This is a genomic window from Nannocystis pusilla (assembly GCF_026626665.1).
Taxonomy (GTDB): Bacteria; Myxococcota_A; Polyangia; order Nannocystales; family Nannocystaceae; genus Nannocystis; species Nannocystis pusilla.
The window spans coordinates 3,046,883-3,059,177 of sequence record NZ_JAPNKE010000002.1; the positions used below are offsets into that span (position 1 = coordinate 3,046,883).

At 72.0% G+C, this 12,295-nt stretch carries 10 protein-coding genes, 1 tRNA gene and 1 pseudogene; 7 read left to right on the top strand and 5 right to left on the bottom strand.

Features of this window, described 5'->3' with window-relative positions:
• Positions 1–101 precede the first annotated feature (101 nt).
• From OV079_RS57810 to OV079_RS13255, 3 genes and pseudogenes are all read left to right on the top strand, one after another.
• Positions 102–203 (top strand): annotated as a pseudogene (locus OV079_RS57810) (thioredoxin domain-containing protein); the annotation flags it as partial.
• Positions 204–411: 208 nt separating this feature from the next.
• Positions 412–651: a glutathione binding-like protein gene (locus OV079_RS57815; RefSeq protein WP_267778531.1), complete on the top strand. Its 240-nt coding sequence runs from the start codon at positions 412–414 to the stop codon at positions 649–651.
• 75 nt (positions 652–726) lie between these two features.
• Positions 727–2,328, top strand: coding sequence for a multinuclear nonheme iron-dependent oxidase (locus OV079_RS13255; RefSeq protein ID WP_267768731.1), 1,602 nt, complete (start codon positions 727–729; stop codon positions 2,326–2,328).
• Positions 2,329–2,729: 401 nt separating this feature from the next.
• Here OV079_RS13255 and OV079_RS13260 read toward each other — a convergent pair whose 3' ends face one another.
• The 4 genes from OV079_RS13260 to OV079_RS13275 are packed head-to-tail and all read right to left on the bottom strand — an operon-like array spanning position 2,730 to position 8,999.
• Positions 2,730–5,888, bottom strand: a complete 3,159-nt coding sequence (locus OV079_RS13260; protein WP_267768732.1) for an SPFH domain-containing protein — start codon at positions 5,886–5,888, stop codon at positions 2,730–2,732.
• Positions 5,864–6,295: an MCP four helix bundle domain-containing protein gene (locus OV079_RS13265; RefSeq protein WP_267768734.1), complete on the bottom strand. Its 432-nt coding sequence runs from the start codon at positions 6,293–6,295 to the stop codon at positions 5,864–5,866. The genes OV079_RS13260 and OV079_RS13265 overlap by 25 nt, the downstream gene beginning before the upstream one ends.
• A 20-nt stretch (positions 6,296–6,315) precedes the next feature.
• Entirely contained in the window at positions 6,316–6,981 is a 666-nt protein-coding gene (locus OV079_RS13270; protein ID WP_267768735.1) for a potassium channel family protein, read from the bottom strand.
• The gene (locus OV079_RS13275; RefSeq protein ID WP_267768736.1) at positions 6,915–8,999 is read right to left on the bottom strand and encodes a TrkH family potassium uptake protein; all 2,085 of its coding nucleotides are present in this window, start codon (positions 8,997–8,999) and stop codon (positions 6,915–6,917) included. Before OV079_RS13275 ends, OV079_RS13270 begins: the two co-directional genes overlap by 67 nt.
• Before the next feature lie 189 nt (positions 9,000–9,188).
• Between OV079_RS13275 and OV079_RS13280 the strand changes: the two genes are divergently transcribed.
• From OV079_RS13280 to OV079_RS13295, 4 genes are all read left to right on the top strand, one after another.
• The gene (locus tag OV079_RS13280) at positions 9,189–9,395 is read left to right on the top strand and encodes a hypothetical protein (protein ID WP_267768738.1); all 207 of its coding nucleotides are present in this window, start codon (positions 9,189–9,191) and stop codon (positions 9,393–9,395) included.
• A complete protein-coding gene (locus tag OV079_RS13285) occupies positions 9,392–10,198 on the top strand; it encodes a metallophosphoesterase (protein WP_267768740.1) in 807 nt (268 codons plus the stop codon). The genes OV079_RS13280 and OV079_RS13285 overlap by 4 nt, the downstream gene beginning before the upstream one ends.
• A gap of 345 nt (positions 10,199–10,543) precedes the next feature.
• Positions 10,544–11,032, top strand: a complete 489-nt coding sequence (locus OV079_RS13290; protein WP_267768741.1) for an N-acetylmuramoyl-L-alanine amidase — start codon at positions 10,544–10,546, stop codon at positions 11,030–11,032.
• A gap of 147 nt (positions 11,033–11,179) precedes the next feature.
• Complete coding sequence (locus tag OV079_RS13295; protein WP_267768742.1) at positions 11,180–12,157, top strand: hypothetical protein; 978 nt, start codon at positions 11,180–11,182, stop codon at positions 12,155–12,157.
• A gap of 57 nt (positions 12,158–12,214) precedes the next feature.
• Here OV079_RS13295 and OV079_RS13300 read toward each other — a convergent pair.
• Positions 12,215–12,286: transfer RNA gene (locus OV079_RS13300), tRNA-Cys, on the bottom strand.
• Positions 12,287–12,295 lie beyond the last annotated feature (9 nt).

Consider the following 12,295-nt stretch of genomic DNA (forward strand, 5'->3'; position numbering starts at 1 on the left):
CCCGATCGCGTACACAAGCCGCGGAGACCGATGTCGATCACGTTCTACTACACCCCCAACACCAGCGCCTCGCGCGTGCACTGGGTCCTCGAAGAGCTCGGATCCCCTACGACAAGGTCAAGCTCGACCTCCGCGCCGGCGAGCAGCACAAGCCGGAGTTCCTCGCCATCAACCCCAACGCCAAGGTGCCCGCCCTCGTGGTCGACGGCACGCCGATGTTCGAGTCGCTGGCGATCATCATCTACCTGGGCGACCGCTTCGGCGTCGACAAGGGCCTGTGGCCGCGCGTCGGCTCCGGCGAGCACGCCGAGGCGCTGGCGTGGATCGTGGGGTTCGGTCACCCTCGGCGGCACCATCTTCCGCATCTTCCACAACACCAGCGAGTGGTTCCCGGCCGACTCGCGCAACGCGCTGCAGGCCGAGTCCGCCGGCAAGGAGTTCGAGGCCCAGCTCAAGATCCTCGAGCAGCGCCTCCAGGGCCGCGAGTACCTGCTCGGCGACCGCTTCACCCTCGTCGACGCCGCCAACGCCGCCGCGATCGCCTGGGCCCTGAGCTTCATCAAGGTCGACACCTCCGGCCTGTCGAACCTGACCGCCTGGCTCGACCGCAGCACCCGCCGGCCCGCCAACCAGGCCGCCCACGGCGCCTAGCGCTTTTCGCCATGTCCGAGCGGACAGGTCCTCAAAACCTGCCCGTTCGGGCATGTCCCTCAGGACCTGTCCCTCATGCCCGACTTCCTCGCCCGCGTCCGCGCCCTCCCCCGCCTCGGCCTCGGCGTCAGCACCGAGTACGGCGCGCGGCGGCAGGACGGCGCGCTCGATCCGCTCGAGCTGCGGCGGCGCCGGCCCGACTGCGCCGGCTTCCTCGAGGTCGGCGTCGAGGTCGTCAAGGGCCTCGACGACGACGCGCGGGCCTGGGCCGCGGCCGGCCTGCCGACCACCTACCACTTCCTCGACATCAACCTCGACGACCCCGACGACTTCGATCCGCCCTGGCTCGCCGCCGTGCGCACGCTGGCCGCCGAGCTGCGGCCGGCGTGGCTGTGCGGCGACGCCGGCCTGTGGCACCTCGGCCGGCGCGATCGCGGGCACATGCTGCTGCTGCCGCCGATCCTCGTCGAGGAGGCCGTCGCGCCGCTGGCCGACGGCCTGGTCGCGCTGCGCGAGGCGACCGGCCTCGAGGTGCTGCCCGAGAACCCGCCCGGCGCGGCCTTCGTCGGCGAGCTGCACCTGCTCGACTTCTTCGCTCGCGTCGCCTGTCGCGCCGACACCGGCCTGCTGCTCGACTGCGCCCACCTGGCCATGTTCCAGCGGGCCCGCGGCCACGCCCCGCGCACCGGCTTCGACGGCTTCCCGTGGGACCGCGTGGTCGAGCTGCACGTCGCCGGCGGGCGCGTGCACGACACGGCGGGGCTCGCGGGGTCGAGGACGACCACGGCACCGAGGTCCTGCCCGACACCTGGGAGATCGCCGCCGAGGCGGTGGCGCGGGCCGTCAACCTGCGGGCGATCGTCGTCGAGTGCGAGCGCAACCCGATCGACGCCGTGCTGCCGCTGTTCGACCGCGTCGCCGCGCTGTGGCCGGCCCGCGATCCGGAGGCCGCGTGAGCCGCCTCGACCCGCGGCGCGTCCAGGCCGCGCTGGTCTGCATGCACCTCGATCCGGCCTACGCCGCGGCGGTGCGCGGGACCGGGCCGCTGCCCGAGCTGGCCGAGCGCGAGCGCGAGCTGCTGCGCGCCGTCGACCCGCGGGCCCTCGCGGTCGATCCGTACCGCCGCGCGCGGGCCGTGCACGCCCTGCTCGAGGAGTACCCGGCCACCGCCGCCCTGCTCGGCGTGCCGGCGGTCGACGCCTTCTTCCGAGCGCGGCCTTCCGCACCTGCGCGTTCGAACATGGCTCGATGGCCCTGTCCTTCGGGACATGGCTCGGAGGCCAGGCCGGTGGCCCGGGCCGGATCGAGGCCGCGATCGCCCGCGCCCGCCGCCCGCGCCCCGGCGCCGGCGAGGGCCTGGCGTGCAACCCGTGCGTCGCGCCGCTGCTGGTCCCGGTCGGCAGCTTGGCCTGCCCGAGCGCGTCCGCGCCCGCCTCGGCCCCGACCCGGCCGCCGCGCTGGCGAAGGCCCGCCCGACGCGCGAGCGTCCGCCGCGCGGGCCCGATCGCGAGCCGCTGCTGGTCGAGGCCGGCCCGGGCGGTGAGGTGTCCCTCGGGACAGCCAGCGAGCCGCTGGTCCGCCTGCTGCTGTTCGCCGCTGACGGCCGCCTGCACGCCGCGCTGGCTGCCGAGGCGGTGCGGCTCGGCGCCGAGCCACACGAGGCCGACGAGCTGCTGACAGGCCTGGTCGCCGACGGCCTGCTCGTCGCGCGTTGACCCGGCGATGCGGCCGCCTCCCGTGGCAGGGAGCGACGCGCCCGCAGGCTCCGCAGGCGCGACGACGGACGCGAAACAGCGGCCACGGACGTGAGCCGAGGCCGCCGGGTGATGCGCGACGGGACGACGCCCCACGAGCGACGCGCTGCCTCGCCCACGGACGTGAGCCGAGGCCGCCGGGTGATGCGCGACGGAACGACGCCCCACGAGCGGCGCGCTGCCTCGCCTCGAGGTCGCGCGTCGCTCGCTCGTCGGCTCGGCCTGCGTCTCAGCTGCCGCCCATGAAGCGCAGCGCGAAGTCTCGCAGGCGCAGCACCGCCGGGATGCCGTCGGTGCTCTGGAAGGTCAGCGTCTCGGCGAACTTCACGTTCTCCGCGCTCTTGTAGGCGACGTAGGCCCGGCCGGCCGGGCTGCCGAGCAGCGCGTTGATCTTGCCTCGAACTCGCCCTGGACCGCGGCGACCTCGGCCGCGCCCTCGGCCGACAGGCGCTGCGACACGCCGTCGGACTCGGCGTTCACCCGCTGGCGGTACTCCAGCGTCTCGGCCGAGATGTTCTGGATCCCGAGCAAGTAGCCGTCGGCGATCGCCTCGGGCGCGTCGATGTCGAGCACCTTCCCGACCTGCTCGCGCAGCTTGACCTGCTCCTCCTCGGTCAGCGCCTTGAGGGCCCGGCGCGCCGAGCCCGGCGTGCTGTCGCCCTTGGTGTCGACGAAGCCGACCTGGTACGCGCGCTCGAGGTCGGCCTGGCGCTTGATCCAGTCCTGCTGGCGCGCGTTGGCCAGGGCGTTGGTGCCGAGCTCGTAGTTGTCGAGCTCCTGCTGCTGCTTGGCGACCTTCTCGCGCGCCCCGTCGAGCAGCTTGTTCTGCTCGTTGAGCTGGATCTGCTGCAGCTGCTTCTCGTACTCCTCGCGGAACGTCACCGCCCGCACCAGCACGGCCTGCGCCTCGAGGTGCAGCGGCGCCAGCTCCTGGTTGAGCCGCGCCAGCGTCTCGTCCGCGACCTTGAGCCGCGTGTCGGCGTGGTAGAAGTCCGAGCTCGTCAGGTTGGCCAGGCCCTCGCGCAGCACGCTGACCGTGGTCTCCTGCGCCAGCCGCTGGAACCGGTACTGCCCGTTGGTGCTCTCGACGTGGTTGCCGGCCATCATGATCTGATGCGCCTCGCCGGGCTTGATGCGGTACGGCACGCTGACGTCGACGAACACGTTGTTGTTGTCGCGGGTGCGGATCTGCAGGCCCTGGCCGTCCTCCGAGCCGTAGTCGAGGAACAGGTAGTGGCTCGGCAGCAGCGTCAGGGCGTGGATCCCCGCCATGTTGAGCGTCCAGCCCGGCTCGAGGTCGGCCGCGAGCACGCCCGACGCGTTGCTGCTGCGCACCCCGATCTTGCCGAGCGGCACCGTCGAGATGAAGCAGGTCGGCGCGATCCACAGGAACAGCAGCGACAGCAGCGTCAATTGACAGATCCGGACGAAGCCCTTCACTGCGCACCCCCGATCTTCTCGACCTCGACCCGCGACGGGTTGGCGTCGTTGGCCCACGGCTCGATCGCGATCGTCACGCCGCGCAGGCGCTCGCCGAGCCGCTCCATCACGCGCTCGACCGGCTGCGAGCGGAACGCGTCGATCTCGGCCTTGCGCGCGCGGTAGACCGCGTCGAGCTGGCCGCGGAGCTTGGCCGCCTGCTGCTTGGCCGCGCTGAGCGCCGCCTGGCCCTCGGCGACCTTCGAGATCTTGTAGGTGTCGGCCTCGCGGGTCGCGTCGGCCTGGGCCGCGATCGCGGTCGCCAGCGCCGACTCGAGCTCGGTCCGCTTCTCCTGGATCGATCGGTTCTGGTCGCGGTTGACCTCGGCCAGCCGGCGCTCGCGGCTGGTCTCCGCGGCGGCCAGGTTGGACTTGATGACCTCGAGCTGGTTGCCGAGCTTGTTGCGCTCCTCGATCAGCTTCTCGTACTCGTCGTTGAACTGCAGGCCGCGGCGTCACGATCTGGGTCACGATCACCCCGTGGACGCCGAGCAGCTCGTTGAGCCGGCTCTTCGCGCGCTCGGTCGCCTCGCCGAACTTGGTCGGGTTCGACACCGAGATCGTCGACTCGCGGCCGAACTCGTCGCGCAGGATCGCCCGCGCGTACGGCCGCATCCACTTGAGGTAGCCGCGGTCCTCGCCGCCGTCGCGGATGACCGTCTGCGCCTCGTCACCGGCGATCTGGAAGATGATCGTCGTGTCCGAGAAGTGGAAGTTCGAGCCGTCGCTGGCGCGCACCGTCAGCTCGCTGACCTCGAGGTCGTCGACGTTCTTCGACCCGTGCATCGAGAACGTCTGCGGGCTCGCGTCGAGCACGTAGACCGAATGGATCCCGAACGGCAGCCGCGTGATCCAGCCCGGCTGCGTCACCGTCACCAGCCCGCCGGTGACGTTGTTGATCCGCACCGCCACCTGGCCGGGCTCGATCGCCGTGAACGAGGTCGTCATCAACACGAGCCCGGCGATCAGCGCCCCGCCGATCCACACCCAGTCGAACCAGCTCGAGCCTCGCCGCCGCCGGTCATCGATTTGAGCTTCCCCTGGAGGTCCCCCAGGATCTGGCCGCCGCTGGGCGAGCCTGATTTCCGCTGTTGCGCCATGCCCGCATCGTACACCAGGCCTCGCTAGGCCCTGGCGTGCGCGCTCAGCCCGAGCGCAACGCGGGATCGTCGTCGACCGCCGCGGCGGCGACTGCGGTTTCGCCCGCTTCGCCGGCGGCGGCTGCCGGTTCGTCGTTCTCGCTCGCCGCCGCTTCGCTGGCCTCGCCTGCGCGCTCCGCCGTCTCCTCGCTCGCCTCGTCGCACGGCGCGGATCGCCCGGCCCGGGCGGCGCCAGCACGCCCACCCGCGGATCGACGAAGGACGCCAGCCAGCCCGCGATCTGATTGTCGCCGGACGCCAGCGCGCGCATCTGCACCACGCGCACGCCGTCGCTCGCCTTGATGTCGGCCGACAGCTCCTCCGCGCGGACGAAGCGGCGCGTCATCAGCACCTTCGCGGCCATGCGCACGCGCGGCGTCAGGCGATCGAGCTCGGCCTCGTCGTCCTCGCTCAGCGTCGACGCCACCAGCTTGCCGTCGATGCCGATCAGCGCCGCGGGCATCGGCCACTGCTTCATCAGACCGACCAGCACGCGGCGCTGCTCGAGCAGTCGGCCCTGCATCTGCGACTCGAGCTCTTGCTGGCGATCGAGCGCCGCGTTGAGCTGGCGCGCCACCTGCCCCAGCTCGTCCTGATAGAAGTCGCGCACGCGACGGCGGCGGTCGCCGCTGGCGATCGCCTCGGTCACGCTGCCGACCTCCGACAGGCGCCCGAGCACGTCGCGCTGCAGGCTGCGCGACAGCGGCCCGAGCGACAGCAGCGCCACGGTCACCAGCACCCCGAGCAGCACCGCCGCCTCGATCGCCGACTGCGACGCCTCGATGTTGGCGTCGCCGAGCGCCGTCTTCTTCGCCTCGAGGTACTGGTTGACGTCGCGCTTCAGCTCCTCGAACACGCGGAACACCGACTCGTGGTAGGCCGCGTACGGCTCCTCGGAATGCTGCGCAGCAGCTCGTCGCGGGCCTTGCGGTAGACCTCGTAGTTCTCCTGCAGGTTCTTCAGCATGGCGATGTCGTCGTCCGTCATCGCCGCGCTGCGGGCCTGCACCAGCGCCTTCTCGAAGTCCTCCTCGGCCGCCGTCATCTCGGTCGGCTCGCTGCGCTGCATCAGCCCGACCAGCGTCGCGCTGTCCTGGCGCTCGATCTGGTCGAGCATCGCCACCGCCGCGCTCAGGCTCACCAGGTTGTTCTGCACCACCACCTGGACGTTGCGGGCGACCCGCTGCGAGTTGAACGCGGCCGTGCCGACGCTCAGCAGCAGCAGCGCGATCAGGTAGCCGTAGCCGAGCAGGAGGCGGGTGCGGAGGGTCATGGCGGTGCGGGCTCCGGGGTCTACGCCAGGCTGGCCACGCGGCGGACCGACGCTGGTTGGCCGACGATGAGCAGACGATCGCCGCGCGCCAGTCGCTCGTCGCCGGCGACCTGCGGCAGCACCTGCTCGCCGCGGCGGATGGCGATCACCGACACCCCGTAGCGGCGCTTCATGTCGAGCTCGTTCATCGACTTGCCGATGAATTGTTCGGGCGTGGCGACCTCGACCAGGTTGGTGTTCTCGTCGAGCGCGATCTGCTCGAGGATCGTCGGGTGGGCCAGGTTGCGGGCCAGGCGCTGGCCCATCTGCAGCTCGGGGTTGATGACCTCGTGCGCGCCCACGGCCAGCAGCACGCGCGCGTGCAGCTCGTTGGCCGCGCGGCTGATGATGCGCGGGATCCCGCGCTGGCGCAGCAGCGACGTGGTGAGGATCGACGTCTCGCGGGCGCGGGCCCCCATCGCCACCACCACGCACGACATGCGCTCGAGCCCCAGCTCGTTGAGCGCGCGCTCGTCGGTCGCGTCGGCGCAGGCGACCGCGTCGACCTCGGACTCGACCAGCTGGGCCCGCTCTTCGAGCTGGTCGATCGCCAGCACCGCCGCGCCCTCGCGCACGAGGCTCAGCGCGACCGCCCGTCCGAACTGCCCGAGGCCGATGACCGCGAATTCCTCCGCTCGCGAGGACATGTCCTTGAGTTCAGGTTGCGATGAGGCCCGGCGCTAGCCGACCATGATCTTGGCCTCGGGGAACTGGACGTGGCGCCGCGCGGCGTACCGAGCGCGAGGGCGAGCGAGATCGGACCGACGCGGCCGATGAACATCGTCACGATGATGAGCCACTTGCCCAGCGCGTTCAATTCGGCGGTGGCCCCGATCGACAGGCCGACGGTCGCCAGGGCGCTGACCGTCTCGAACAGGGCCCGCTCGAACGGCATGTCGTGGCTGACGAGCAGCGCGAAGGTGACGACCACCGCGACCATCGTCGCCAGGGTCATGATGGTCCCGGCGCGGTAGACGATGTCGTGCGGGATCGTCCGCCGGAACAGCTGGGCCCGCGCCTGATTGCGGATCAGCGCCGGGATCGCCGCCAGCACCACCGCCAGGGTGGTCGTCTTGATCCCGCCGCCGGTGCTGCCCGGCGAGGCGCCGATGAACATCCACACGACCATCATCAGGATCGTCGAGCGCTCGAGCGCCGAGAAGTCGACGTTGTTGAAGCCCGCCGTCCGCAGCGTGACGCTCTGGAACACCGAGTTGATGATCTTGTCGGCGAGCGACAGCCCGTGCAGCGACGCGTCCCACTCGGCGGCCGCGAACAGGAGCGCGCCGCCGACCACCAGGCTCAGCGACACCCACAGGACCACCCGCGCCTGCAGCGGCAGCCGTCGCTCGGATCCGCGCGACCGCAGCCACAGCGCCAGGAGCACCGGGAAGCCGAGCCCGCCGAGCGTGATCAGCGTGCCGTGCACCGCCTGGATCGGGCCGTCGGACTGGAACTGGATCAGGTTGTCGCTCCACAGCGCGAAGCCGGCGTTGCAGAACGCCGACACCGCGTGGAACGTGCCGCGCCACAGCGCCGACCCCGGCTCGAAGCCGTAGCCGAAGTGGAACAGCAGGGCCAGCGCCAACGCACCGACGGCCTCGATGAGCAGCGTCGACGCGACGATGAAGCGCGTCAGCGTGTAGGCCGAGCCCGGGCTGGCCAGGTCGAGCACCTCCTCGAGCGCCTGCTCCCCGCGCAGCGCCAGGCGTCCGCCGAGCAGCACCGCCGCGAACGTCGACAGCACCATGATCCCGAGGCCGCCGAGCTGGATCAGCAGCAGGATCACGACCTGGCCGAAGTGGGAGAACGCGACCGGCGTGTCGAGGACGATCAGCCCCGTCACGCAGGTCGCGCTCATCGCCGTGAACAGGGCGTCGATGAACGCGATCGAGCGGTCCGTGGCCGAGGCCGCCGGGAACGTCAGCACCAGCGCGCCCGAGAACGCGATGAGGCCGAACGTCGACAGGATGAGCAGCGCCGGTCGGGCATAGAAGCTCTGCAGCAGGTCGGCGAACACCGGCCCGCGGGCGACGATCACCAGCAGCACCGCCGCTTGCAACGCCCACAGCAGCCCGATCGCCGCCCCAGGGCTGGCGACCGCGGTGGCCACGAACAGCACCAGCATCGCCACGAGCACGACGACGTAGCGTCGCCGCTGCCGCAGCAGCTCGAGCACGTAAGGCGAGACCAACGCGAGGGTCGTGAGCGCGAACACCACGCCGATCAGATCGGGGATGAACTCGTGCTCGACCTCGAAGCCGAACAGCGCCAGCCCGGCCAGCAGCGACACCAGCAGCAGGTGCTGCGCCGCGGCCCCGTAGCGCTGCAGCCACGCGAACGAGGCCCCGCGGTCGCCGACCCGCCGCGCCCGCGCGCCCGGGCTGCTGATCGCGAACAGGCTGTCGCCGATCAGCGCCAGGTTCCAGACGATGAGGAACCCGGCGATCTGGACGTCCGAGGCGAGCGCCGGCACGAACATGCCGACGTTGACCGAGAGCAGCAGCGGCACGAGCACGAACGCCCAGCGGCGACCGCCGAGCAGCCCCGCGATCACCACGAGCGTGGTGAGCCCGACGGCGATCGCGTACAGGTTGCCGAGGCTGAGCAGTTGGTCGACGGGCCCGAGGAAGTTGTTGCGGTGCAGGTCCGCCACGATCCGCACGCCCAGCACGCTGAGCAGACTCGCGCCTGCGACGCGGGCCGCCTGCAGACGGCGAGACGGACGGGGGACGGGAGCGGCGCTCATGGCGACGGGCCGACGAGGCTCGGCCTGCCTTTATCACCGACCTAAGCCGCGGTCCAGGCGCCCCAGGCTGGAATGTCCGGCCGCGATCTTTATACTCCTTTAGACGTGCCCGCTTCGCCCAAGCCCGCCGGCGCCGGACTGGCCGCCGCCCTCGCGCGATCGCGGATGCTGAACCCGCTGGCCTGGTTCGACACCAGCGCGCAGATCGAGGTGCGCCGGTTCGCCGGCCCGGCGTCCTTCGTGGAACAGCTCGCCACCCGCTCCGCGTCGCCCACGTCACCGACATCCACGTCGGCCGGATCACGCCGATGAAGATCCAGCGGGCCGCGGTCGACCTCGTCAACGCCGAGCGCCCCGACCTCGTGTGCATCACCGGCGACTTCGTGTGCCACAGCCAGGCCTTCCTCGACCAGCTCGAGGAGCTCATCCGCCGCTACGAAGCCCCGGTGATGGCGGTGCTCGGCAACCACGATCACTGGTCCGGCGGCCCCGAGGTGCGCAGGGCCCTGCGACGCGCCGGCGCCGAGGTCCTCGACAACGTCCACACCACCATCACCCTGCGCGGCCAGGCGCTCCAGGTCGTCGGCCTCGACGACGCCTACACCGGCCACGCCGACGTCGAACGCGCGACGCGAGGCCTGCGCCACGACCTCCCGACCCTCGGCCTGTCGCACATCGCCGAGGAGGCCGATCATCTCTGGACCGCCGGCGTGCAGCTCGTGCTGTCCGGACACACCCACGCCGGCCAGGTCACCCTCGCCCGCCTCAACGAGCTCGCGCTCGGCCGCCTCATCGGTCACAAGTACGTCCACGGCCTCTACGGCTCGCGCGTCGACGTGCGCCCGCGCGGCGCGGTGTACGTGGGCGCAGGCATCGGTGCGGCCGTGATCCCGCTCCGCGTCGGCGAACGGGCCCGCCGCGAGGTCACGCTCTTCGAGCTCGGCGCAGCGCCCGGGAGTTTTGAAGAACACCACGTCGACCAGCCGGCGCTGCCCGGCCGCCCGCCCACCGAGAAGCAGCGCAACAAGCGGATCCAGCAGGTCGAGGCCAAGCGCGAGCGACGCGAGCGAAAGGCCGCCCGCGCCCGCCCGCGGAGCGACGGCGATGACCGCTGAGCGCCGCGACGCGAAGTCGTCCAGGGCCGCGCCGACGCTGGCGCTCGTCCTGCTCGCGGCCGCCTGCGTCGCCCCCGAGCCGGCCCCTGCCCCGCCGGCTGCCGGATCTTCGAGACATGTTCCCTCGAACATGCCCGATCCACCAGGTCCCATCGAACATGCTCCGGAGGACAGCGCGTCAGGACCCTCCGACGCGCCCGCTCCTCCGCCCGCCGAGCCGGCCCCCCGCCGCTGGCGATCGTCGACCGGCCCATCACCTACGACGAGGCCCGGATCGCCCGCACGATCGCCTACCGCCGCGCGCACCAGGACCTGGCCGCCAGCGGCGTCGAGATCGAGCCGCGCATGATCATCCTCCACCACACCGGCGGCGGCTCGGCCGACGCGACCTGGCGCTACTTCGACCGGCCCACCATCGAGAGCGCGCGCAAGACGATCGCCGACGCCGGCGACCTCAACGTGTCGTCGCAATCCCTGGTCGACCGCGACGGCACGATCTTCCGCCTCATGCCGGAGACGTCGATGGCCCGCCACTGCGTCGGCCTCAACCACGTCGCCATCGGCGTCGAGAACGTCGGCGACCTCGACGCGCACCTCCTCACCGACGCCCAGGTCGAGGCCGACGCCGCGCTGGTCCGCGATCTCAAGGCCCGCTTCCCCGCGATCACGCACCTCATCGGCCACCACGAGTACCTGGCGATGGAAGGCCACCCCTACTTCGTCGAGCGCGATCCCAAGTACCGCACCCGCAAGGCCGACCCCGGCCCCGCCTTCATGGCCAAGGTCCGCGCGCGCGTGGCCGACCTCGGGCTCGAGGGCCCACCTGTCCGTTGAGCCATGTGCTCTCGCTGTCGGCCCGTCTCAGCGGCCCGGCCCGAGCCGGGCGCCCCGGCTCCCCGGCCGGCGCGCCTCCCCGAACCTCCCTCGCACGCGACATGTCCCACGAGACAGGCTCGTCGCCACGCCCCCGCGCGTTGCAGCGTGAACCGATCACCCTGCTCCCATGACTCCGCGCCTCGTCGTCCCCTCCTCCTCGCCCTCGCCTGCACGCCGACGTCGGGCCCGACGCGCCCCGCTCCCAGCGTCCCTGAGGCGCCCGAGCTGCCGGCCGGCCTGTCCGGCCTCGTCGAGCCGTGGCACCCGTTCGACCCGCAACTCGCCGACAGCGCGCCGGTGTGGCTCGTGACCCGCTACCAGCCGGGCACCTACCCGTGCCGGCCCGGCCCCGACGGCTCGCTGGACATGCTGATCCAGGACCGCTTCACCGCGCTGCAGGTCGTCCGCGGGGCCGCGCACGCGCCCGGCGTCGATCTCGACCTGCACGCCCTGCGAGGGCCCGCCTACCCCCGCGCCTACGCCGAGGAGCGTCGCTATCTTCTGCTTCTTCGGCCAGGTCCCAAGGGACAGGCGCTCCTCGCCGACTCCCAGGCGCTCGGAGGCATGCACGATCGCTGGGGCCCCGACGAGGTGCTCGCAGTGATCGACCTCGACCAAACGGAAGCCGAGGCCGCGGCGGAGCGAGTCCCGGCGTCGCGCAGCGGCGAGTTCGCCGGCGGGCGCTGGGATCCCGCTCACTGGGCCGGGCTGCGCGCGGCAGCGACGCCCGAGCCCGCACGCCAGCGCGAGCTGGCCGCGTTCCTGCAGAGCACCGTCACTCGACCGCGAGCCCCGCTGGCCGAGGTCCGCGCCTGGCTCGGCCCGCCCGACTCGCAGCACCTGCACGCCGACGGCAGCCGCAGCGACGGCTACGTCCTGTCCCATCCGGCCTACGCCCAACCCGTCGCGGACGGCCTCTATGGTCAGCTGGAGCTGCGCTACGACGCCCGCCTCGAGCTCCGCGCCGTCGAGCTCGGCTACCTGCGCTGGAGCGTCTCGCTGCAGCTGCAGTCCTCGACGATGCTCACCGCCGAGGAGCACGCGAAGCTCGGCCTGCCGCGGATCGAGCTCGAGTTCCGCTGAGCGCGCGACCAAAGCGAAGAGCCCCTGCGGAGTCGCAGGGGCTCTGTCTTCTTCGGGAGGCCTGGGCCGGAATCGAACCGGCGAATAGAGCTTTTGCAGAGCTCTGCCTTACCACTTGGCTACCAGGCCGAAGGGGCG

Coding starts and splice junctions, on each gene's coding strand:
- OV079_RS13255 (WP_267768731.1), top strand. CDS start 727: ATGCCCGACTTCCTCGCCCGCGTCCGCGCCCTCCCCCGCCTCGGCCTC.
- OV079_RS13265 (WP_267768734.1), bottom strand. CDS start 6,295: ATGACCCTCCGCACCCGCCTCCTGCTCGGCTACGGCTACCTGATCGCG.
- OV079_RS13270 (WP_267768735.1), bottom strand. CDS start 6,981: ATGTCCTCGCGAGCGGAGGAATTCGCGGTCATCGGCCTCGGGCAGTTC.
- OV079_RS13285 (WP_267768740.1), top strand. CDS start 9,392: ATGAAGATCCAGCGGGCCGCGGTCGACCTCGTCAACGCCGAGCGCCCC.
- OV079_RS13290 (WP_267768741.1), top strand. CDS start 10,544: ATGATCATCCTCCACCACACCGGCGGCGGCTCGGCCGACGCGACCTGG.